The sequence below is a fragment of the Marinobacterium sp. xm-d-579 genome (genome assembly GCF_013282935.1).
In the GTDB taxonomy this organism is placed as follows: domain Bacteria; phylum Pseudomonadota; class Gammaproteobacteria; order Pseudomonadales; family Balneatricaceae; genus Marinobacterium_E.
Map to the genome: position 1 here is coordinate 96,569 of NZ_WBYP01000003.1, position 21,552 is coordinate 118,120.

General features: G+C 49.5%; 21 protein-coding genes. 14 read left to right on the forward strand and 7 right to left on the reverse strand.

Going from position 1 to position 21,552, the window contains the following annotated elements; genetic code table 11:
- Nucleotides 1–67 precede the first annotated feature (67 nt).
- The 3 genes from XMD579_RS07650 to uvrD form a co-directional block, all read right to left on the reverse strand.
- A complete protein-coding gene (locus XMD579_RS07650; protein ID WP_173484183.1) occupies nt 68–1,099 on the reverse strand; it encodes a substrate-binding domain-containing protein in 1,032 nt (343 codons plus the stop codon).
- Between the two features lie 171 nt (nt 1,100–1,270).
- Nucleotides 1,271–2,836 carry an inorganic phosphate transporter gene (locus tag XMD579_RS07655; RefSeq protein ID WP_173506160.1) on the reverse strand — a complete coding sequence of 522 codons (1,566 nt, stop codon included), beginning with the start codon at nt 2,834–2,836 and terminating at the stop codon, nt 1,271–1,273.
- 141 nt (nt 2,837–2,977) lie between these two features.
- Nucleotides 2,978–5,182 carry a DNA helicase II gene (uvrD, locus tag XMD579_RS07660; protein WP_173481844.1) on the reverse strand — a complete coding sequence of 735 codons (2,205 nt, stop codon included), beginning with the start codon at nt 5,180–5,182 and terminating at the stop codon, nt 2,978–2,980.
- A gap of 131 nt (nt 5,183–5,313) precedes the next feature.
- On the opposite strand from uvrD, the gene XMD579_RS07665 reads away from it, so the two are divergent.
- Nucleotides 5,314–6,483 (forward strand): GAK system CofD-like protein, encoded by a 1,170-nt coding sequence (locus XMD579_RS07665; RefSeq protein ID WP_173506161.1) that lies wholly within the window; start codon nt 5,314–5,316, stop codon nt 6,481–6,483.
- 96 nt (nt 6,484–6,579) lie between these two features.
- On the opposite strand, the gene XMD579_RS07670 is transcribed toward XMD579_RS07665, so the two are convergent.
- Nucleotides 6,580–7,545: a homoserine kinase gene (locus XMD579_RS07670; protein WP_173506162.1), complete on the reverse strand. Its 966-nt coding sequence runs from the start codon at nt 7,543–7,545 to the stop codon at nt 6,580–6,582.
- A 106-nt stretch (nt 7,546–7,651) separates the two neighbouring features.
- On the opposite strand from XMD579_RS07670, the gene polA reads away from it, so the two are divergent.
- Complete coding sequence (gene polA / locus XMD579_RS07675; protein WP_173506163.1) at nt 7,652–10,408, forward strand: DNA polymerase I; 2,757 nt, start codon at nt 7,652–7,654, stop codon at nt 10,406–10,408.
- Between the two features lie 26 nt (nt 10,409–10,434).
- Here the strand turns inward: polA and yihA are convergent, their stop codons facing one another.
- Nucleotides 10,435–11,070, reverse strand: coding sequence for a ribosome biogenesis GTP-binding protein YihA/YsxC (gene yihA, locus XMD579_RS07680; RefSeq protein ID WP_173481848.1), 636 nt, complete (start codon nt 11,068–11,070; stop codon nt 10,435–10,437).
- Between the two features lie 199 nt (nt 11,071–11,269).
- Here yihA and XMD579_RS07685 point away from each other — a divergent pair, with 199 nt between their 5' ends.
- From XMD579_RS07685 to XMD579_RS07735, 11 genes are all read left to right on the forward strand, one after another.
- Nucleotides 11,270–11,863, forward strand: a complete 594-nt coding sequence (locus XMD579_RS07685; protein WP_173481849.1) for a cytochrome c — start codon at nt 11,270–11,272, stop codon at nt 11,861–11,863.
- 109 nt (nt 11,864–11,972) lie between these two features.
- Entirely contained in the window at nt 11,973–12,605 is a 633-nt protein-coding gene (locus XMD579_RS07690) for a thiol:disulfide interchange protein DsbA/DsbL (protein ID WP_173481850.1), read from the forward strand.
- 110 nt (nt 12,606–12,715) lie between these two features.
- A complete protein-coding gene (ubiB, locus tag XMD579_RS07695) occupies nt 12,716–14,344 on the forward strand; it encodes a ubiquinone biosynthesis regulatory protein kinase UbiB (protein WP_173506164.1) in 1,629 nt (542 codons plus the stop codon).
- Between the two features lie 9 nt (nt 14,345–14,353).
- Nucleotides 14,354–14,761, forward strand: a complete 408-nt coding sequence (hisI, locus tag XMD579_RS07700) for a phosphoribosyl-AMP cyclohydrolase (RefSeq protein ID WP_173481852.1) — start codon at nt 14,354–14,356, stop codon at nt 14,759–14,761.
- A complete protein-coding gene (locus XMD579_RS07705; protein WP_173481853.1) occupies nt 14,754–15,083 on the forward strand; it encodes a phosphoribosyl-ATP diphosphatase in 330 nt (109 codons plus the stop codon). Before hisI ends, XMD579_RS07705 begins: the two co-directional genes overlap by 8 nt.
- 50 nt (nt 15,084–15,133) lie before the next feature.
- The gene (gene tatA / locus XMD579_RS07710) at nt 15,134–15,379 is read left to right on the forward strand and encodes a twin-arginine translocase TatA/TatE family subunit (RefSeq protein ID WP_173481854.1); all 246 of its coding nucleotides are present in this window, start codon (nt 15,134–15,136) and stop codon (nt 15,377–15,379) included.
- 6 nt (nt 15,380–15,385) lie between these two features.
- Nucleotides 15,386–15,886 (forward strand): Sec-independent protein translocase protein TatB, encoded by a 501-nt coding sequence (gene tatB, locus XMD579_RS11530; RefSeq protein ID WP_173481855.1) that lies wholly within the window; start codon nt 15,386–15,388, stop codon nt 15,884–15,886.
- On the forward strand, nt 15,864–16,694 hold the full coding sequence (gene tatC, locus XMD579_RS07720) for a twin-arginine translocase subunit TatC (RefSeq protein ID WP_173481856.1): 831 nt from the start codon (nt 15,864–15,866) through the stop codon (nt 16,692–16,694). Before tatB ends, tatC begins: the two co-directional genes overlap by 23 nt.
- A 16-nt stretch (nt 16,695–16,710) precedes the next feature.
- On the forward strand, nt 16,711–17,388 hold the full coding sequence (locus XMD579_RS07725; RefSeq protein ID WP_173481857.1) for a tRNA-uridine aminocarboxypropyltransferase: 678 nt from the start codon (nt 16,711–16,713) through the stop codon (nt 17,386–17,388).
- Between the two features lie 151 nt (nt 17,389–17,539).
- Nucleotides 17,540–18,193, forward strand: coding sequence for a peroxiredoxin (locus tag XMD579_RS07730; protein WP_173481858.1), 654 nt, complete (start codon nt 17,540–17,542; stop codon nt 18,191–18,193).
- 103 nt (nt 18,194–18,296) lie between these two features.
- On the forward strand, nt 18,297–19,451 hold the full coding sequence (locus XMD579_RS07735; RefSeq protein WP_173481859.1) for a glycerate kinase: 1,155 nt from the start codon (nt 18,297–18,299) through the stop codon (nt 19,449–19,451).
- On the opposite strand, the gene trxA is transcribed toward XMD579_RS07735, so the two are convergent.
- On the reverse strand, nt 19,438–19,812 hold the full coding sequence (trxA, locus tag XMD579_RS07740; protein WP_173506165.1) for a thioredoxin: 375 nt from the start codon (nt 19,810–19,812) through the stop codon (nt 19,438–19,440). The genes XMD579_RS07735 and trxA overlap by 14 nt on opposite strands.
- A gap of 135 nt (nt 19,813–19,947) precedes the next feature.
- Between trxA and XMD579_RS07745 the strand changes: the two genes are divergently transcribed.
- Nucleotides 19,948–20,988 (forward strand): NAD-dependent epimerase/dehydratase family protein, encoded by a 1,041-nt coding sequence (locus XMD579_RS07745; protein ID WP_173481861.1) that lies wholly within the window; start codon nt 19,948–19,950, stop codon nt 20,986–20,988.
- Between the two features lie 67 nt (nt 20,989–21,055).
- Here XMD579_RS07745 and secB read toward each other — a convergent pair whose 3' ends face one another.
- A complete protein-coding gene (gene secB, locus XMD579_RS07750) occupies nt 21,056–21,538 on the reverse strand; it encodes a protein-export chaperone SecB (RefSeq protein WP_173481862.1) in 483 nt (160 codons plus the stop codon).
- Between the last annotated feature and the right edge of the window lie 14 nt (nt 21,539–21,552).

Genomic DNA, 21,552 nt, shown 5'->3' on the forward strand with positions numbered 1-21,552 from the left:
CAGTATCTCAAATGCTGCAAAATCCGGCCTGTAATACAGGCCGGAGTAATTTCAATCTAGGATTGGGTTACTTAAGAGCATCAGCAGTAAGAACTGGCAGTGCTGTCATGCGAGCAGCCATCTCTTCACGTTCTGCAGTTGGCATTGGGATCATGCCTGCGTCCGCTAGGATGCCATCTTCGTCCCAGTGTTTAGTCCACTCAGTTATGTACTCAGCAATGCCTGGTACAACACCAACGTGCTGGTGTTTAACGTACATGAACAGTGCGCGTGATGCTTTGTAAGAACCGTCAGCAATCGCTTCGAATGTTGGTGCTACGCCATCCAGTTTCGCACCCTGTAGAGTGTCAGAGTTCTGATCAAGGTAAGAGAAACCGAAAATACCGAAAGTTTCTGAGTCTTCTTGCAGCTTTTGAACGATCAGGTTGTCCTGCTCGCCAGCTTCGATGTACGCACCGTCAGTACGCATCGCACGACAAGACTTTGCTTTTTTGCCTGCTGCTTTTAGTGCTGCTTTCATCTCGTCGTCTTTTTTACAGAACGCTTTTTCGTTGATGATTTCAGCGAATGATGCACGAGTACCAGAAGTCGTTGGTGGACCGTAGACACGGATTGCAACATTTGGAAGCGCTGGGTTAACGTCTTTCCAAGTTTTGAATGGGTTATCAACTAGCTCACCGTTAACGGCCACTTTAGCTGTTAAGGCTTTACCAAGGTCTGAGCGAGAGATCTCTAGTTGAGCAGCGTCTTTAGAGTTAGCAAATACGATACCGTCGTAGCCGACTTTGATCTCAGTGATCTTCACGCCGTTTGCATCACAGTACTCTAGTTCGCCACTCTTCATGCGTGAAGAAGCGTTACCGATATCGATGAACTCAGTACCGATGCCGTCACAAACGCCTTTTTTACCAACAGAAGAACCGCCTGATTCAACAACAGGTGTGTTGAACGCTGGGTTACGACCTAGACGCTCAGCAACGATTGTTGCGAATGGAAGAACGGTAGATGAACCAGCGATGCTCACGTTATCTCGGGCCATTGCTGGAGTGCTCATTAGAGCGGTTAAAGTAGCAGCTGTTGTTGCGAGTCGTAGGAACATTTCAAACTCCTTAGTTTCTAAATCAGTCGGTAGGCTGTCGCTTACCTCTTTGATAACTATTAGGCGCTTGCTTTGTTACAACTCTGTGAAGCGTTTATGACAATTTAATGATAAATATAAGACGCAAAAAAGCCCCACGAAGGGGCTTTTTGATGGATAGTTTGGCGTTTATTAGACCATGATTCCACGGATTACGTAGAACAGAATCGCCGCCAATGTACCTGATGCTGGAACTGTAATAACCCATGCAGCGGCAATTTTGTAAACAGCTGAACGCTTAACCAGCTCCTGTTTGTACGCTTTCTTAAGCTGCTTGCGCTCTTTTTTGCTTAGTTCTGCAGAGGCTGTTTTCTTCTTAAGTTGCTTAAGCATTTTAGCTTTGTCATCGATTGATGCACTTTCAAACTTAGCAAGAAACTCTTCCACTTCCTCTTGATCAGCACCTTGGTGGTGCGATTTGATCTCGTTGATCATGCGAGCGTGGCTTGATTTCAAGTATTCACGAAGGAAGCCCACACCGAATACACCGCCCACAGCAATGTGAGTTGAAGAGACTGGAAGACCTAGCTGAGAAGCGATGATAACCGTGATCGCTGCCGCCATAGCGATAGAGAATGCACGTGTCTGATCCAACTCAGTAATCTCAGAACCAACGGTTTTGATCAGTTTTGGACCAAATAGTGCTAGACCCAACGCGATACCTAGAGCACCGATCATCATGACCCAAAGTGGGATCGCTGCTTTCGTTGAAATGCCGTGGTTAACGATCGCATCGTTGATCGCCGCTAGTGGACCAATGGCGTTTGCAACGTCGTTTGCACCGTGTGCGAAACTTAGTAGTGCTGCAGCGAAGATTAGAGGAATGGTGAACAGTTGGTTAACACCCGCTTTATCGTTATCCAGGCGGTCAGCTGCTTTAGCTACCAGACCTTTAACAATGAAGTAAATAACTACCGCAATGGCTAGACCGATCAGTAGAGCTGTCACAAAATCGAGTTTGATCAGCTTCTTAACGCCTTTAAGTGCTAGGTAGGTCGAGAATGCCCAAGCCATCAACATGATCAGCAGAGGTACCATCTTCTTAGCTGCAACACGCATGTCCGACTTATAAGTAATGGTGCGTTTGATTAGGTATAGGAAACCAGCTGCAATCAGGCCGCCAAGTACAGGTGAGATCACCCAGCTTGCTGCGATCGCGCCCATCTTGTCCCAGTTAGCAATACCAAAACCGCCTGCAGCGATACCAGCACCCAATACACCACCAACAATAGAGTGAGTAGTAGAGACAGGAGCACCAAGAGCTGTTGCTAGGTTAAGCCATAACGCACCCGCTAGAAGTGCGGCTAACATCAACCAAATAAAGGTATCAGCATCACCAATCACTTCTGGGTTGATGATCCCTTTTTTGATTGTGCTGACAACGTCACCGCCGGCGATTAAAGCACCCGATGCTTCAAAGATAGCCGCGATAATGATAGCGCCTGTTAGGGTAAGCGCCTTTGAACCTACTGCTGGGCCCACGTTATTGGCTACGTCGTTAGCACCAATGTTCATTGCCATGTAACCACCGATCATTGCGGCAATGACAAGGATGTAACTTCCTGGGATATCCCCAACTTGTGCTGAGATAAAGAGAACAATACCTACTAGGAAGAGCAGGGCGTAACCGATGCGCATAACATCGCCACGGTTAGATGCTGTCGCTTTATCCAGCTTATTCATATCTTTAATTTCCAAGAGAAGCTCCTCTTGCTTGGTTCATTGATTTACCACTACTTAAAGTAGTCGCTAATTTAAGTTGACGCCATTTAAATACACTTTTGTTACAAGAATGTTACACAGGTGTAATTTTTCTTTAAACAAACTGAAATGTTTTATTCACAGCGTTGTTAGATTAGCAAAACCAACGACTAGCCATTTGGTGCCTTCATAGTCGAAGTTCACTTGTACTCGGGCCTTCGGGCCGGACCCCTCAAAGTTTATGACCATGCCGTCACCAAATTTAGGGTGATTGACTCTCTGGCCTAAACTGAGCTGAGTATCGGGTACTTCGCTGGCAAAAGCGGATTGTGGTGTGAAGCTGACCTCCATATCCGAGCCACTCGAAAGCGGTCGGCGAACGCTAGCATTCAGGCGCACCTCTTCTATCAACTCCAATGGAATCTCCTGAATGAAGCGTGAAGGGCGGTTGTAGTTGTCTTGGCCATGAAGTCGGCGGGACTCAGCATAGGTCATGTAGAGTTTCTGCATGGCACGCGTAATGCCTACATAACAGAGGCGGCGCTCCTCTTCTAAACGTCCGGGCTCTTCGGCCGACATGCTGTGTGGGAACAAGCCTTCTTCCATACCGCATAGGAAGACCAGCGGGAACTCCAAGCCTTTCGCTGAGTGCAGAGTCATCAGTTGTACGCTGTCGGTATTGGGATCCGCCTGTGATTCACCGGCATCCAGTGCAGCTTGATCAAGGAAGGCAGCCAGCACGGAAGGGAACTCAGGGTTCTCCTCTTGGGACCACTGTTGCTCAAACTGACGTGCAGCAGTCACTAGCTCTTCCAAGTTTTCGATGCGCGACTGTGCTTTTTCACCTTTCTCTTTTTCATGGTGAGCAATCAGTCCAGAGAAGCGAATAGTATGTTCTGTGCGCTCTTGCAGTGATGCCTCTTCAGTATCAACCGTCAACTGATTGACCAGATCTAAGAAGGCCTGCAGTGCATTGCCGGCACGTGCAGGTAGTTTCTTATGCTCGATAATCTCGTTCGAGGCTCGCCACATTGATATGCCTTGGCTTCGCGCGTAATCGCGTACCTCTTCAATGGTGCGGGTGCCGATGCCTCGGGTTGGCACGTTAATGACGCGCTCCATCGCCGTATCGTCATCGCGGTTGGCTATTAGGCGCAGGTAGGCGAGGGCATTTTTAATCTCTAAACGCTCATAGAATCGTTGGCCGCCATAGATGCGATAGGGAATTGCGGCACGGATCAGCATCTCCTCAAGCACACGGGATTGTGCGTTGGAACGGTAGAGAATGGCGCTCTCGTCACGACGATTACCATCCGATACCCACTGTGCGATGCGATCGACAATGAATCGCGCTTCATCCTGTTCATTAAAGGCTGCGTAAAGGCTGATAGGATCGCCTTGATTGCCCTCGGTCCACAGCTCCTTACCCAGTCGTCCAAAGTTGTTGCGAATGACGGCATTGGCCGCAGACAGAATGTTGTCTGTCGAGCGGTAGTTCTGCTCTAACTTGATGGTCTTAAGCCCACCAAAGTGTGCCTCAAGGTTTTGAATGTTCTCAATACGTGCGCCACGCCAGCCGTAAATCGACTGATCGTCATCGCCCACGGCCATCAGTTTGTGTTCACCCTGACAGAGCAGGCGCAACCAAGCGTACTGAATGGCGTTGGTGTCTTGGAACTCGTCTACTAAGACGTAACGGAAGCGCTCTTTGTAGTGCTGCAGCAGTTGTGGGTTCTTATCACGCAGCAGTTCAAGGCAGCGCAGCAGGAGTTCACCAAAATCGATCATGCCGCCGCGATCACAGGCTTGTTCATACGCCTCATAGACACGTATTAAGGTGTCTTGTACCAGGTCACCGGTGCGCTCTAGATGTTTACTGCGTAGCCCTTCATCTTTCTGTGCATTGATGTACCACTGAATCTGTTTCGGCGGCCAGCGTGAATCGTCTAATCCCATCTCCTTAGAGATGCGTTTAACCAAACGTAACTGGTCATCGGAGTCCATGATCTGGAAGTTCTCACGCAGCCCGGCCTCTTGCCAGTGCGAGCGAAGCAGTCGGTGCGCCAAGCCGTGGAAAGTACCGACCCACATGCCATGCACATTGACGTTGAGCAGGCTCTCGATACGTCCACGCATCTCTTTAGCCGCTTTATTGGTAAAGGTAACCGCCAATATCGAATAGGGTGAAATCTGCTCGGCTTCTATCAACCAAGCGATTCGGTGAACCAAGACACGCGTCTTGCCTGATCCTGCACCGGCCAGCACCAGAAGGTTGCTGATATCCGCGGTAACCGCTTCACGCTGCGCATCGTTGAGGGAGTCGATAATGTGAGTTACATCCATAGTGCCGCACTGCTCAAAAAGAGAAATTACTGAATGGGCGTACAGTATACGCATAATTATTATGGGAGTCTTGGCATTCCTACGCAGCAAACTTACACTGGGATGACATATCCACCTTTATTGAGTAGTGAATGCCCTTATCTGCTGACCATACGACTGCCCGTTTGGCTGAGTATCAAGCCAACCCTGATACCGGGCCTAAGCTGCTCTTTTTCAGTGGTGGCACTGCGTTGAATGGCTTTTCGCAGATTCTCAAACGCTATACCCATAACTCTATTCATTTAGTGACTCCCTATGACTCTGGCGGCAGCTCCGCTGTGTTGCGAAACGCATTTGATATGCCTGCTGTTGGCGATTTGCGCTCCCGCATGATGGCGTTAGCTGACGCTTCACTCGCCGGTCACCCTGAAGTGATCGAGCTGTTTGCGTACCGCCTGCCGACTGATGAGTCGCAGTTGCTATTGCGTGCAAGGGTCGAGGCGATGCAACAACGCAACGACAAGCGCGTCCAGTCCATCCCCGAGCCTGTCCAGAGCATTATTTGTGATTTTTTAAACTACTTTCTTGAGTCAGCTCCCAAGGATTTTGACTTCAGGCGAGCCAGTATTGGTAATCTGATATTGGCGGGGGGCTACCTGAGCCATAATCGATCATTAGATCCTATTGCTCTGCTGTTTAGTCGTCTGGTTCATGTTAGAGGCCAAGTACGCACTGTTACGGACGAGTGCGGTGAACTGAAAGTGACGACAGAGAGTGGGCGAGAGATCATCGGGCAGCATCGGATGACAGGAAAAGAGTCCCAGCCATTAAATGAGCGTATCGCCTCACTTGATCTGCATTTGCCGCAGGGCACGGAATCGCATTTGGCTGATCAAGAGAGAGGTTGGATCAATTCAGCAGATCTGGTCGTCTTCCCGCCCGGTAGTTTTTATAGCAGTATTCTGGCTAACCTACTCCCCAAAGGGGTGGGTAAAGCGATTATGGATAACCCTGCCAGCAAAGTGTATGTCCCCAATTTAGGTAATGATCCTGAGCAGTTTGGTATGACGTTGCAGGAGCAGATTGAGCAGTTGGAACGATTTGTTGCCCGAGATGCAGGCGGTGTTTTTCAGAGTGGATTGGAGCGCTGTATCGATATTCTGTTGACCGATTCCACACTGTTGAGTGGCATTGATGCAGAGTTTTTAAACTGGCTTGATAAGCGTGGCATTCAGCTTTTGGATGTTGATCTGGCTAATCCTGAACGCACAGATCGCTACGACGAGATTAAGTTGGCGGAAGCTTTATTATCACTGGCATAGATAGATGGGTCAGACCAGAGGTCAGACCCACCGGTTCCTCACAGGTGTCTGACCTCCGGTCTGACACCACTATCTTTTAAATGTAGAAATTCGTTCCTACAGCTGACTCGGCGATTTAATTCGGTGCATCAGCACCTGTTTAAACTCATCAGGGTCTTTCAGTGTCTTATCGCTGCCTTTGCCTTGCTGGGCATCAACCCAAGGCTCAAGGCGTGATAGCCAAAAACGCATCGCGGCCGTACGAGTCAGCTGCGGCCAAACCTCATGCTCTTCTGCACTAAAGGGGCGAATCGCTGAATAGGCTTTTAACAGCGCTTGCTCTCTCACCGGATCAATCTGCAGATTCTCATCCAGACACCAATCATTGGCGACAATCGCAAGGTCATAGAGCCAGTAGGCGGTTGCCGCATTGTAGATATCCAGAATTGCCGTCAGCTTATCCTCATGGAACAGCGCGTTGTCATGGAAAAGATCGCCATGGGTAATGCCCATCGGCAGGTTGGTGTAGGTGTCGCGTAGCTCATCAAACCGAGCGACCTCTTCGGATAGCAGATCACGAGACTCTGAATCGATAAAAGGCGCGAGTCGTTCACTCTCTCTGCGCCACCAAAATACCCCACGGTGTGCCTGACGCTTTAGATAAAAATCCTTAGAGGCTTGGTGGTAGTGTGCAAGGGCTGTGCCGATTTGAGCACAATGGTTCGCAGTCAGTAATTCTCTTTTTAGATGTGCACCGGGGTAGCGAGGCTGAATAATGGCCGGTTTTTTTGAGATCTGTTTCAGACCAATACCGTTGCGATCTTCGATGGCATAAGAGACGGGAACATTACGTTTCGCTAGCCAGCTGCCCAGTTCAACAAAGAAAGGTGCCTCATCTCTGTCAAGCTCTTCAAAGAGAGTGAGTACATACTCCGCCTGTTGGCCACTCTTTTCAGTCGTTAAGAAAAAGTTGGTGTTTTCGATGCCACCGTCAATACCTTTCAGTGCCACGGCCTGGCCAAGATCAAAATCAGCGAGCAGTTTGTCGAGGTCGGTGTCAGACACCTGGGTATATACAGCCATGGTCGGTTCTCAATGATCTGGGGCTATCTGCTGCTAAAGCTTGGGTGCAGCAGCGCTTTTGTCTATGATTGTGTGCCTTGCTTAAAAATACAATAGATATCTTATTATGACCGACACAAAAGCCCCTGTAGTTCTCGTTGATGGCTCCTCTTATCTGTTCCGTGCCTTTTTTGCATCACAACAGGCTGATTTAAGAACATCCGACGGACGACCAAGCGGTGCGGTACGACTGGTCACCTCAATGATGCGCAGTCTGCTTAAGAGTTATCCAAACTCTCCAGTGGCGGTCATCTTTGATGCGAAGGGTAAGACTTTTCGTGATGAGATCTATCCGGAATACAAAGCACAGCGTCCACCGATGCCCGATGATCTGCGTGAGCAAATAGAGCCGGTACACAACATCATCAAAGCGATGGGGCTGCCTCTGTTGGTGGAAGAGGGCGTCGAAGCGGATGATGTGATTGGTACACTGGCGCGCCAAGCCGAAGCGCACAATTTAGAGGTGGTGATCTCAACGGGCGATAAAGATATGGCGCAGTTGGTCGATGATAAGGTCACCCTAATCAACACCATGACTGACACGAAGATGGATCGTGACGGTGTGGTTGAAAAGTTTGGCATTCCCCCTGAACTGATCATCGACTATCTGGCGCTGATGGGCGATAAGGTCGACAATATTCCGGGTGTGCCAGGCGTGGGCGAGAAGACGGCCCTGGCGCTTCTGCAGGGTATTGGCGGTATCAGTGACCTCTACCAAAATCTCGATAAGATTGCCGATCTAACCTTCCGTGGTTCTAAAACCATGGCCAAGAAGCTTGAAGAGCATCGCGAAGCGGCAGAGCTCTCCTATCTATTAGCTACGATTAAAACGGATGTTGAGCTGTCGATCTCTCTGTCGGATGTGCACCTCCCGCAACCGGATAACGCTTCGTTGATTGAGTTGTTTAAGGATTACGAGTTCCGCTCTTGGGTGGCGCTATTAGAAGGCCCCGATGGGCAAGCGGTTGAAGGCTCTGCGCCTTCAAACGAGCCCGTTGCTCCTAAGCCCAGTGTTGAGCGCCACTACGAAACCATTTTGGATCAGGCGACGGCCTCTGCGTGGTTTGCCAAACTGCGTGCTGCGGGCACCTTTGCCTTTGATACTGAGACGACCAGCCTAAACTACATGCAAGCGCAGTTGGTCGGTGTCTCATTCTGTTGTGAAGCGGGCAAGGCGGCATACTTGCCACTGGGCCATGATTACGTCGGCGTGCCGGAGCAGGTTAATTTTGATTGGGCGCTAGCGGAGCTTAAAACGCTGCTCGAGGATGCCTCCCTTAAGAAAGTGGGTCAGCACATTAAGTACGACATGAATGTGCTGGCGCGATATGGCATCAATGTTCAGGGCGTATCAGCGGATACCATGCTGGAATCCTATGTGCTGAACAGTACCGCGACACGCCATGATATGGACAGTTTGGCTAAGTTCTATCTAGATGAGAGTACCATCAGCTTTGAATCCTTGGCCGGTAAAGGCAAGAAACAACTGACCTTTAATCAGATCGAGATAGAGCAGGCCGCCCCTTATGCCGCTGAAGATGCCGATATTACGTGGCGTCTGCATGAGAACTTGCAGCAAGCTCTAAATGAAGTGCCTTCGGTGAAACCGATTCTAGACGAGATCGAGATTCCACTGATTCCGGTTCTGTCACGCATTGAACGCAACGGTGCGCTGATTAAATCGGTACTGCTGGCGCAACAGAGTGCTGAGATCGAGCAGCGCCTTAAGGTGTTAGAGAACGACGCGTTTGAAGCGGCGGGCGAGCCCTTCAATCTATCCTCACCTAAACAACTGCAGACCATTCTGTTTGAAAAGCAGGGGCTGCCGGTGATTAAGAAGACTCCGAAAGGCGCCCCGTCGACGGCAGAAGAGGTGCTGCAAGAGTTGGCGCTGGAGTACCCACTGCCCAAGCTGATTATTGAGCACCGCGGTCTAACCAAATTGAAATCGACCTACACGGACAAGCTGCCGACGATGGTTGATCCCAATACGGGTCGTCTGCATACCTCATACCATCAAGCGGTGACGGCTACAGGACGTCTCTCTTCGACTGACCCGAACCTGCAGAACATTCCGGTTAGAACGGCCGAAGGTCGACGCATCCGACACGCCTTTGTCGCTCCAGAGGGCTACCGCATGGTGGCGGCCGACTATTCACAGATCGAACTGCGCATTATGGCGCACCTCTCTGGCGATGCGGGATTGGTCAATGCCTTTGCCAATGGCGATGACATTCACAAAGCGACGGCTGCCGAGGTCTTTAAGGTCTCACCGGATGAGGTCAGCACCGATCAGCGCCGCAGTGCCAAAGCGATCAACTTCGGCTTGATCTACGGTATGTCTGCGTTTGGTTTGGCCAAGCAGTTGGGTACGTCGCGTAAAGAGGCGCAGACCTACATTGAGCACTATTTCGAAACCTACCCAGGTGTCCAAAACTACATGGAGAGCACCCGCGACATGGCGCGCGAGCAGGGGTACGTTGAGACCATCTTTGGTCGCCGTCTCTACTTGCCAGAGATCAACGCCCGTAACCCAATGTTGCGCCAAGGGGCTGAACGGACTGCGATCAATGCTCCGATGCAGGGTACCGCCGCCGATATCATTAAGTGCGCTATGTTGGCGGTAGATGCTTGGCTAACAGAAAGCGGCTTTGATGCCAGAATGATCATGCAGGTGCACGATGAATTGGTCTTTGAAGTGGCTGAAGATCAGGTTGATGCATTTAATGCTGAGATTAAACGTCTAATGGAGTCGGCCGCTGAATTGAGTGTGCCGCTGTTGGTCGAAGTGGGTGTCGGGGATAACTGGGAGCAAGCGCACTAAGCTTGCCCCCATTCACACAATTAGCTCTATTCTGCGTCGAACGGCTCTGGCAATAGCCAGCTGTCTAAACGGTTACGTAGCTGATCAACGCCCGTTTTCTTCAGTGCTGAAAAGACCTGTACGCTGACTTTGTCGGCCAGACGCTCTTTGGTCTCTTTCTTAATTTTCAACAACGTAGCCTGAGCTGGGCCGCGTTTTAGCTTGTCGGCTTTGGTGAGCAGAATGTGCAGTGGCACGCCCGTAGATTCACACCAGTCGATCATCATCTCATCGAACTCTTTCATCGGATGGCGGATATCCATCACCAGTACCACCCCGCGCAGACATTGACGGCGCTGTAGGTAGTCATCGAGATGCTTTTGCCAGTGCTCTTTCATTGCGATCGGCACTTTCGCATAGCCATAACCAGGAAGGTCGACAATGCGCACACCTTCGACATTCAGATCGAAAAAGTTGATCAGCTGGGTGCGACCTGGTGTTTTTGAGGTGCGCGCTAAACTGTTTTGATTGGTTAGCGAGTTAATGGCACTCGACTTGCCGGCATTGGAGCGCCCAGCGAAAGCAACTTCTGCACCGACATCCTCTGGACACTGACTGAGTTTTGCTGCGCTTATAAGAAAACGTGCTGTGTTGTAATGAATTTGTTCTAACTCTTCAGTCATATCTGGCCTTTAGTACTATATAAGTACGGGGTTTATCGGTTTTCGTTATAGATGATTAGGTTTATAATGCACCGCAATTTTAGCGCTGTCGTCAACTCGTAACCACCAAAAGTGAAAAAAACGAGCGCGTTGAACGGATTCGACGAAGCCAGCACCACTGGTTTCAAACTTTTCAAAGATGAAATGTGGGTAGAGAGCCATGAAAAAAGTATTACTCGGAATGTTGATCAGCGTTGGTCTGGTTAGCGGATCGAATGCGGCAGATGTCGCTCAATTAACGGCTGTATGTGCTGGCTGTCACGGTGCTGATGGTAACAGTATGGTGGGTAACTTTCCTAAGATTGCCGGCCAAGGCCAGCCATACCTGCTAAAGCAGCTTAAAGAGATCAAGTCAGGTGCACGTGCTATTCCTGAAATGACCGGTCTTCTTGATGCGATGAGCGATGATGAGCTTGCTGCGATTGCCGCTCACTACGCGGGTAAAACGATGGTTGGTGGTCAGGCAGATCCAGCACTGGTTGAGCTTGGTCAGAAGATCTACCGCGCAGGTAACCCAGAGAGTGGCGTTGCAGCGTGTACTGCCTGTCACGGTCCTGCAGGTAAAGGCATTACCTCTGCAGGCTACCCAGCTCTAGCGGGTCAGCACGCTCAATACACTGAGAGCACGCTTAAGAAGTTCTACTCAGGTGAGCGTAACAACGATCCAAACGCGATGATGCGTACGATCGCTGCGAACATGAAAGAGAACGAAATGAAAGCGGTAGCCGCTTACATCCAGGGTCTATACGAGTAATCGTAGACTTCTATAAAGAGGCAGCTTCGGCTGCCTTTTTTGATTTCAGCTTCAATTCAGCCATGACCATTACTTTAGTTATTAAAGATAAATTCCAAGGAACTAAATCATGTTAAGACGTTCATTCAATCTGTTTGCTGTTGCCGTTTTGTCGCTTGGCGCCACACTTGCTCATGCGACAGAGTGGAAAGCGGGTGAGCACTACACCGTTCTTAAGCAGCCTGTACCGACAGCGGATGCGAGCAAAATCGAGGTGGTTGAGGCCTTTGGTTACTCTTGTCCGCACTGTAATGCCTTTGAGCCGATGCTTCACGCTTGGAGCCAGAAGCTTGCAGACGATGTGACGTTTGAAAATATGCCGGTTGTGTTTGGCCGCAGTTGGGAGCCGCTCGCTCGTGCATATTACGTAGGTAAGCTATTGGGCGTTAAAGATAAGGTTCACCAAGCGATGTTTGATGCGATTCATGTTGAACGTCGTCGTTTCCGCAGCCCAGAAGATATCGCTGAAGTATTTGAAGAGCATGGCGTGTCGAAACAGGACTTCCTTAAGACCTACAACTCCTTTGCGGTTGGCATGCAGTTGAAGCAGAGTGATGCGCGTGTCCGTGGATACCAGATTCAGGGTGTACCCAGCATCATCGTTAACGGTAAATACTTAGTCACCTCTACTCTAACGGGCTCACACGCCAACATGTTGAAAGTGGCAGAACACCTAATCGAGAAAGAGCGCAACGCTCAATAAAGGCACAATAACCTTCTAACAACTGCTCCTTTTGGAGCAGTTGTTTTTTTATACTCCTCTAAGGTGGCATAATAGCCGCTTCATTATCGATCAGTGCTGGCGGCCGTTTCGTGCAAAGCATTCTTAGAATCATCAAAATTTATTGGGTTATCGCCCGTTTTCGTCTTGATACCTTCATCAACACGACCCGCTTGCCTTGGTACCTTCGCCTTGTGGTTACGCTTTTGCCTTGGCGTCTCTTCTTCCGTGCCAACGGCAGCTCTGAGGCGCGTTTACGCGGCGCATTGATCGCTTTAGGCCCTGTATTTATAAAGTTTGGACAGACTCTATCAACCCGACGTGACTTACTACCGCCAGATCTCGCCAATGAATTGGCACTTCTGCAGGATCGAGTGCCTCCATTCGCAGGCGCACAAGCGCGACAATTGATAGAGAAACAACTGGGTGCCAGTGTTGATGAGCTTTTTGCAGAGTTCGATGCCGAACCCTTAGCCTCGGCATCCGTTGCCCAAGTTCATCCAGCCCGACTGAAAGATGGCCGTGCTGTCGTTGTTAAAGTGATTCGCCCTGGCATTGAACGTGTCATACGCCAGGATGTTGCGCTGCTCTATGTCATGGCACGCATGGTGCAGAATCTTTGGTCCGAGGGTAAGCGCCTGCGCCCCGTTGAGGTGGTTGAAGAGTACGAACAGACCATTTTTGATGAGCTCGATCTGCGCAAAGAGGCGGCCAATGCGACTCAGCTAAGACGTAACTTTGCCGACTCAGATATTCTTTATGTGCCCGAGGTTTATTGGGACTTTACGCGTCAAAGCGTCATGGTGATGGAGCGTATATCCGGTATTCCTGTGGCGGATGTCGACGCTTTGCAAGCTCAGGGTACCAATATGGAGAAGCTGGCTGAACGTGGCGTAGAGATCTTCTTTACCCAAGTCTTCCGTGACAGTTTTTTCCATGCTGATATGCACCCAGGTAACATCTTTGTGTCGCGTGAAAACCCTGACGACCCACAATACATTGCCGTTGATTTTGGTATTGTGGGATCGCTTTCACCTGAAGATCAGAGCTACCTGGCGCGTAATATTTTAGCCTTCTTCCAGCGCGACTACCGTTTGGTGGCACAGCTACACATCGACTCCGGTTGGGTGCCTGCTGATACCAATGTTCACGCTTTTGAAACCGCGATTCGCAGTGTCTGCGAGCCGATTTTTGAAAAGCCATTGAAGGATATCTCATTTGGAATGGTGCTGTTAGGGCTGTTCCAGACGGCGCGTCGCTTTAATATGGTTGTGCAACCTCAGCTGATTCTTCTGCAAAAAACTTTGCTCAATATTGAAGGGCTGGGTCGGCAGCTCTATCCAGAATTGGATCTTTGGAAAACGGGTAAACCCTATCTAGAGAACTGGATGAAAGAGCGTATGGGTGTCAAAGCGATGATTAAGAACATTAAGCAGCAGGCACCGGATTGGATTGAGAAGTTACCGCAAATTCCACAGCTGGTATTTGATAACTTGCAACAAAACCGTCAAGCGGGTGAGTTAGAGTACCAACGCATGCTGGCTTTGCAGCAAGCGCAAGAGCAGCGATCGCGCAATACACGCCGCACCCTGCTGCTGGCAGCTACTTTAGCAGCAGCGACAGCATTGGCAGAGCCAACCGTATTGGCTTGGGTAGAATCCCTTCCCGGTTATGCTTGGCTGCCAGCCGGTTTGGCTTGGCTGCTTGTGTGGCGGGCATAGGAAAGAGAGATGTCTTGGTTAGATGAAATTAAGTGGGACGATCGTGGTTTAGTACCGGCGATCGCTCAAGATTACAAAACCGGTGAAAACCTAATGGTCGCTTGGATGAACCGCGAGTCATTAGAGTTGAGTGTGGCCGAAGGGCGTGCCATTTATTGGTCGCGTTCGCGTCAAAAGCTTTGGCGTAAAGGTGAAGAGTCGGGTAATGTTCAGCAGCTGCACGCGATCCGTTTGGACTGTGATGCAGATGTCATTCAGTTGAGCGTTGAACAAATTGGCGAAGTGGCTTGTCATACAGGTCGCCGCAGCTGTTTTTACCGTAAGCTCAACAGTGAGACCGGCGAATGGCAAGTTGAAACGGACGTGCTGAAGGATCCAGCGCTGCTGTATGCGAAAGAGGATACCAAAGGTGAATAACGTTATTGGCGAACTGTCCGCTATTCTTGAAGAACGTAAAGGGGCGTCAGCTGACTCGAGTTATGTAGCCAGTCTTTACTCTAAAGGGTTAAATAAAATCTTAGAGAAAGTGGGTGAAGAGGCGACTGAAACCATCCTTGCGGCTAAAGATGCAGAAAAGAGTGGTGACAATTCGGAGCTAATCTACGAAACTGCTGATCTTTGGTTCCATACCATGGTGGCGTTAAAGCACTTAGATGTGTCACCGGAACAGGTTTTAGAGGAGCTGGCACGACGTTTTGGTCTGTCAGGCCTTGAAGAAAAAGCAAATCGCACCAAATAATAGGTGTATAACAAACTAAAACAGAACAACAACGCGTTAGGAGAACTGTAATGGGTTTTGGTGGTATCAGCATTTGGCAATTGGTTATCGTACTCGGCATTATCATTCTGCTGTTCGGTACTAAGAAACTTCGTAACCTGGGTGGTGACGTAGGTTCAGCTGTAAAAGGCTTCAAAAAAGCAATGTCTGATGAAGGCGCAAAAGAAGAGCCTAAATCAATCGCTCAAGAGAGTGATGCAGAGTTTAAAGCTGCAGACGCTGAAAAAACTGAAGATAAAACCGAATCTAAGTCTTAATTTAAGATGTTTGATATCGGTTTTGCCGAGCTGCTCATTGTTGGTGTAGTAGGTCTGGTCGTACTTGGTCCAGAGAAACTGCCGACAGCAGCTCGCACGGTTGGCCTATGGGTAGGTCGTATTCGCCGCTCTATTGGCTCGATTCAACGCGAGATCAATGAAGAGTTGCGCGTTGACGAGCTAAAACGCACCACGGCGATGAGCAAAGATCAGCTAGAGAAAGAGCTTGGTGATGTTACCGAATCTTTCCAGCGTCCTTTTGGTGAGGATTCGCCTGCAGAAAAAGCAGCACCTGACGCCCCCAAAACCGACTTTGACCCAACTTCATTTACCAGTGACCCTTCCGTTCACGAAGCTTACAAGCCAACCGCCGTAGCCGAAGAGAACGCTCAAGAAGAGAGCGCTGCCCAAGTCGCTGAATCAGATGTTGCCGAGCCGGTAACTGCTGAACCAGCTGAGCAGCTAGCGGACAATACAGAGCAGAATGAGCCAAACAAACACAGCTGATAAAGAGCAGCCATTAATTGCCCACCTAATCGAGTTACGCCAGCGCGTCATGCGCATCGTGTTGTTCGTGTTGGTGATTTTTGCGGGGCTTTTCTACTTCGCGAATGATCTTTATGCCTACCTATCGGCACCGCTGACTGCGCTGCTGCCTGAAGGGACCAGCATGATCGCGACGGACGTTACGTCGCCGTTCTTTGCGCCCTTTAAATTGGCATTGGTGTTAGCGGTATTCATCGGTATCCCTTACATTCTGCATCAGATCTGGAGCTTCATCGCACCGGGTCTATACGAAAATGAGAAGCACCTTGCCGTGCCTCTTCTGATCTCATCGATCTTCCTCTTCTACGCCGGTATTGCCTTTGCCTACTTCGTGGTCTTCCCACTGGTATTTGGCTTCTTTACCAGCGTAGGTCCAGAGAACGTTGCGGTGATGACGGACATCAGCAGCTATTTGAACTTCGTTCTAAAACTGTTCTTCGCTTTCGGTGTGGTCTTCGAGATCCCTATCGCAACGCTGTTACTGATCTGGTCAGGCGCGACAACTGCACAGTCACTGGGTGAAAAACGTGCCTATGTGATCGTTGGCTGTTTTGTTGTCGGCATGCTGCTGACACCGCCAGATATCATCTCTCAATCACTACTCGCGCTGCCAATGTGGCTGCTGTTCGAAGTAGGTCTGATCATGGGCCGTATCTTTGTTCGCAACACGGATGAAGAGGAGTTTGAAGATGAGTTCGCCGCGGCCGAAGCCGAAGACGATGCAAACCGTTCAGACTCAGAAGAGACTGATAGCAGCGCTAAAAGCTAAGTTTTAACGCTGCTCAATGCCTCAGATCGACAACCCCCCTCGTAAACCCTTTGTTACGCGTGGTGCTAATGTAAAGCGCTGTGAACATTGCCGTCTGCCAATCACCGCCTGTATCTGTGAGTACCGATCTGAGGTTGAATCACAGGTTGAGTTTGTGGTGCTGATGCATCGCTACGAAACCTATAAACCCACCAATACCGGTAGGCTAATCGCCGACAGTATCGCTAAAACCCGCGTCATAGAGTGGCAAGGTCGCAAAGAGCCAGGTGACGAGTTAACAGCTTTACTGAACGATCCCTCTTATCAGCCTATCATTGTCTTCCCACCCGCAGAGGACTACCTCGAGCGAATGACAACGCCCGTTGAGGTCCAACAACGTTCGGGTAAGCCACTTTTAATTCTGCTGGATGGTACCTGGCGACAAGCGCGCAGGATCTTCCGCCACTCTGACTACCTACAACATCTACCAGTGATCAGTCTGGATGAAGTGCGCGAGTCGAGTTATGGATTGCGCAAAGCGATTCATGAAGGACAACTCTGCACCGCCGAAGTTGCCATCGCACTGCTTGAACAGTTAGGCGATGAACCTGCCTCGAACCACCTCAATGCCTATTTCAAACGCTTTAATCAGCACTACGTCGCTAGTCGTGGTCGATTAGCCAAGCGTGATCGTGACACAGGCGAACTAGTTTAAGTTCTTTTTTCGCCAAGCTCTTCGATGACCAACATAGATATAATTTATCAAGGCCATAAACATAATAAAATTTATTATGTATTTTTGTTATGTAACTATAACCATATCGACTGAAGATAAGTCGAAATTAAATTAACAATGGAGATAAACCATGGCTTTACGTATTAATGATACTGTCCCAAATCTTGATCTTGTCACTGATCAGGGTGAATTCAAGCTTCATGATTTCATTGGTGATAGCTGGACAATCCTTTTCAGCCATCCGAAAGACTTTACTCCAGTATGTACAACTGAATTTGGCGCAGTTGCTCAACTGGCCGATGAATGGGCGAAGCGCAATACCAAAGTGATCGGTCTATCGGTTGACGGTGTTGATGAGCACAAAGAGTGGAAGTGCGATATCGAGAGCTTTGCCAATGCAAAGGCTAATTTCCCAATCATTGCTGATGAGTCGCTAGAGGTTTCTAAAGCACTCGATATGTTGCCAGCGGAAGCATACCTTCCTGATGGCAGAACAGCAGCTGATTCTGCTAGTGTTCGAGTTGTATTCATTTTTAGCCCAGATAAAAAGCTTCAGCTTTCGATGACATATCCGATGTCTGTTGGTCGCAATTTTGCTGAAGTACTGCGTGCGCTTGACGCACTTCAAGCTTCTTACGGTGTGCCAATTGCGATGCCAGCTAACTGGGTGCCTGGTGAGGACGTAATCGTAGCTCTATCACTTAACGATGAAGAGGCTAAAGAGCGTTTTGGCGATGTAGACATCAAGCTGCCTTACCTACGCACCACTAAGCAGCCCTCTTAAGACCGGTTCTGTAATAAGACCCAGCCATGTGCTGGGTTTTTTATTGCTTGATGCAGTGCACAATGCGATAGTTGGGTGAGTCCCAACTTCTGGAGCCTTGTTGATGAAGCTAGTCATTGCCCCTGATTCGTTCAAAGAGAGCCTAGATGCAGAAGGCGTCGCACGTGCGATTGCCAAAGGCATTGAGTCAACGCTAACGGATGTCGACATTCACTGCGTACCTGTGGCGGACGGTGGCGAGGGAACGACGGAAGCGCTGATTGCAGCAACCTCTGGGAAGCAACACACGGCCGAAGTGACGGGGCCATTAGGGGGCTCCCTCAATGCTATCTGGGGCGTACTGGGTCACCAAGAGGGTGTGCCACTGACAGCGGTGGTCGAAACAGCGGCAGCCTCAGGATTGGATAAGATACTGCCTGAACAGCGTGATGCCCTAACAGCTTCAACCTATGGTACGGGTGAGCTGATCCTTAAAGCCCTGGATCAAGGCGCGCGTCGCATCATTATGGGCTTAGGAGGCAGTGCCACCAATGATGGTGGAACGGGATTGTTAAGGGCTCTGGGTGCTAAGTTTCTTGATGCGGCAGGTCATGAACTTGCCGAAGGGGGTGCGGCACTGGCTGATCTGGATCGTATAGATCTAACCGGATTTGACCCACGTTTAGCCGAGACAGAGTTCTTAGTCGCCTGTGATGTTGATAATCCGCTGTTAGGTGAGCGGGGGGCTTCTGCTATTTTTGGTCCGCAAAAGGGGGCGACACCTGAACAGGTTCAACAGTTGGATGACGCCCTAACTCGATTGGCCGACGTGAGTGCTGACTTGTTGGGTAAGGATTTACGAGATCGTGCCGGCGCTGGCGCAGCGGGTGGCCTTGGCTACGCGTTGGTTCAGTTTTTAGATGCTCGCTTAGCACCAGGTATCGATCTGGTGCTGGAGGCGGTCGATTTCCATAAAACGCTTGAGGGTGCCGATCTGGTGATTACCGGTGAGGGACGCATGGACGGTCAAAGTCTAAGCGGTAAAACCCCGGTTGGCGTTGCACGTTGGGCTAAACAGCACGACTTGCCTGTAATTGCACTCTGTGGCTCTATTGGTGAGGGTGCAGAGGGCGTGCATGATGTGGGCATTGATGCACTTTTCTCAGTGGTTCCAGGTGTTTGTAGCTTGGAAGAGGCGCTTGCTAATGGCGCTGAAAATTTAGAAAGAACTGGCGCCCAGATTGGACGCCTTTTGAGCCTAAAGACTATTCAGCTTTAGCTGCGGCTTGTTGCTCAATCTCTGCACGAACGGCATCCATATCGAGTTCACCTGCTTTTGTTAGCAGTTCGCGAAGCTGTCCTGCTTGCAGTGCACCGCCTTCGTTGTAGATCAGAATGTTGTCGCGGAAGATCATCAGTGTTGGAATCGAGCGAATGCGGAACTCAGCTGCAATTTGCTGTTCAACTTCAGTATTCACCTTGCCAAAGACAACGTCTGGGAACTCTTCAGAGACGGTATCAAAGGTTGGGCCAAAGGCTTTACAAGGACCACACCAAGGCGCCCAGTAATCGACAATCACAAAGTTGTTTTGCGTAATGGTCGATTCAAAATTCTCTTGGTTTAGCTCAATAACCGCCATGTTGCTCTCCTAATGTTTAGTTTATATTAGAAACAGCTTATCAATGATTGATGGCAGTTAATAGGATTAAAGCGGTCTAGGTCTAAAACACTAGCGTACGTGATACATTAATTAAAATTTAGAAGAGTCCTTTATATGAACATAGATCGTTCTCTTTCCGTCGCAGTGACGGGTGCTACAGGCTATGTTGCTGGTTGGATTATTAAGCGCTTATTGGAAGAGGGGTTAACTATACATGCCACGGTGCGTGATCCCGAGGCCACCGATAAACTTAAAGCGTTGAACGCCTTAGCTGATGGAAGCCCGGGTACGCTTAAATTCTTCAAAACCGATCTGCTCTCCAAAGAGGGGTTTGCCGATGCGATCGAGGGGTGTGGTGTTGTATTTCATACCGCATCGCCTTTTACCTCAAATTTTAAAGACCCGCAGCGGGAACTTATTGATCCTGCGTTGATCGGTACCCGCAATGTGCTCGAGACGGCTAAATCCTTCGAAACCGTTAAGCGGGTGGTGGTCACCAGTTCTTGTGCTGCAATCTATACTGATGCGACAGAGTGTGACTCGGTCGAGGGCGGCGTGCTAACGGAAGCAAACTGGAATGAAACCGCATCCATAGACTATCAGCCCTATTCGTATTCAAAAACTCTGGCCGAACGTGAAGCCTGGCGCATCGCTGAGGATGCATCGTTTGACTTGGTGACGATCAATCCCTGTTTAGTGATGGGGCCAGCGATAGGTGGCATTCCAACGTCAGAGAGTTTCTCGATCATCGAACGTGTGGGTTCGGGTGAGTTCAAACAGGGTGCGCCACGTTTAGGTATTGGTTTTGTTGATGTTCGAGAGGTCGCAGAAGCTCATCTACGTGCAGCCTTCACCCCTGAGGCAGTAGGGCGCTTTATTCTTTCTGGACACTGTAGCGACCTACTAACCGCACTACTGACACTGCAAGCGCGATTCGGAAAGGACTACAAACTTCCCAAGAGAGCTGCACCTAAATGGTTGGTTTGGTTGCTTGCTCCGTTCATTAAATTGGATCGAAAGTTTATTGCTAACAACGTCAACATCGAATGGCGAGCGGACAACAGTAAGAGTCGGGAGGTATTAGGTATTGAGTATCGTCCACTCTCTGAAACGATGAATGATATGTTCGAGTATTGGGTGGAGCATCGATCGTAAAACACCGATCTTTAGACAACAAAAAAGGAGGCATTCGCCTCCTTTTTATATTGTGTGCAGTGCGTGCTTATTCAGCCGCTTCAGCTTCGCCTTGCTCTGCTTTCTGCTGTTCCATTACTTGCTGAACTTTCTGTGCGTACAAAGCATCGAAGTTCACCTGTGCAAGCATCAGTGCAGGGAAGCTAGCTTTAGTCGCTAGGTTGTCTACTGCTTCACGTGCGTATGGGAATAGAAGCGTTGGGCAGTATGCACCTAGAGTGTGGTGCAGCTGTGCTGGCTCAAAGCCGCTGATCTGGAAGATAGCTGCTTGCTGTACTTCGATCAGAAAGGCTGTTTCATCTTCTGTCTTAACGGTCACAGTCAGTGTTAGGTTCACTTCGTAGTGATCATCGCCCAGTACACGGCTAGCCGAATTAACATCTAGACCAACCTGTGGCTGCCAAGCTTTGTTGAAAATTTCTGGGCCAGCAGGTGTTTCAAGTGATGCGTCTTTTAGGTAGACACGTTTCATACCAAACTGTGGTGCTGGTTGCTGATTCTCTTCAGACATGTTGCTTCCTTACT

Coding starts and splice junctions, on each gene's coding strand:
- yihA (WP_173481848.1), bottom strand. CDS start 11,070: ATGACTGAAGAGTTAGAACAAATTCATTACAACACAGCACGTTTTCTT.
- XMD579_RS07730 (WP_173481858.1), top strand. CDS start 17,540: ATGGCTTTACGTATTAATGATACTGTCCCAAATCTTGATCTTGTCACT.
- XMD579_RS07735 (WP_173481859.1), top strand. CDS start 18,297: ATGAAGCTAGTCATTGCCCCTGATTCGTTCAAAGAGAGCCTAGATGCA.
- tatC (WP_173481856.1), top strand. CDS start 15,864: ATGAGCCAAACAAACACAGCTGATAAAGAGCAGCCATTAATTGCCCAC.
- XMD579_RS07650 (WP_173484183.1), bottom strand. CDS start 1,099: ATGTTCCTACGACTCGCAACAACAGCTGCTACTTTAACCGCTCTAATG.
- polA (WP_173506163.1), top strand. CDS start 7,652: ATGACCGACACAAAAGCCCCTGTAGTTCTCGTTGATGGCTCCTCTTAT.
- tatA (WP_173481854.1), top strand. CDS start 15,134: ATGGGTTTTGGTGGTATCAGCATTTGGCAATTGGTTATCGTACTCGGC.
- XMD579_RS07690 (WP_173481850.1), top strand. CDS start 11,973: ATGTTAAGACGTTCATTCAATCTGTTTGCTGTTGCCGTTTTGTCGCTT.
- uvrD (WP_173481844.1), bottom strand. CDS start 5,182: ATGGATGTAACTCACATTATCGACTCCCTCAACGATGCGCAGCGTGAA.
- XMD579_RS07725 (WP_173481857.1), top strand. CDS start 16,711: ATGCCTCAGATCGACAACCCCCCTCGTAAACCCTTTGTTACGCGTGGT.
- XMD579_RS07665 (WP_173506161.1), top strand. CDS start 5,314: ATGCCCTTATCTGCTGACCATACGACTGCCCGTTTGGCTGAGTATCAA.
- trxA (WP_173506165.1), bottom strand. CDS start 19,812: ATGGCGGTTATTGAGCTAAACCAAGAGAATTTTGAATCGACCATTACG.
- tatB (WP_173481855.1), top strand. CDS start 15,386: ATGTTTGATATCGGTTTTGCCGAGCTGCTCATTGTTGGTGTAGTAGGT.
- XMD579_RS07670 (WP_173506162.1), bottom strand. CDS start 7,545: ATGGCTGTATATACCCAGGTGTCTGACACCGACCTCGACAAACTGCTC.
- hisI (WP_173481852.1), top strand. CDS start 14,354: ATGTCTTGGTTAGATGAAATTAAGTGGGACGATCGTGGTTTAGTACCG.
- XMD579_RS07745 (WP_173481861.1), top strand. CDS start 19,948: ATGAACATAGATCGTTCTCTTTCCGTCGCAGTGACGGGTGCTACAGGC.
- secB (WP_173481862.1), bottom strand. CDS start 21,538: ATGTCTGAAGAGAATCAGCAACCAGCACCACAGTTTGGTATGAAACGT.
- XMD579_RS07685 (WP_173481849.1), top strand. CDS start 11,270: ATGAAAAAAGTATTACTCGGAATGTTGATCAGCGTTGGTCTGGTTAGC.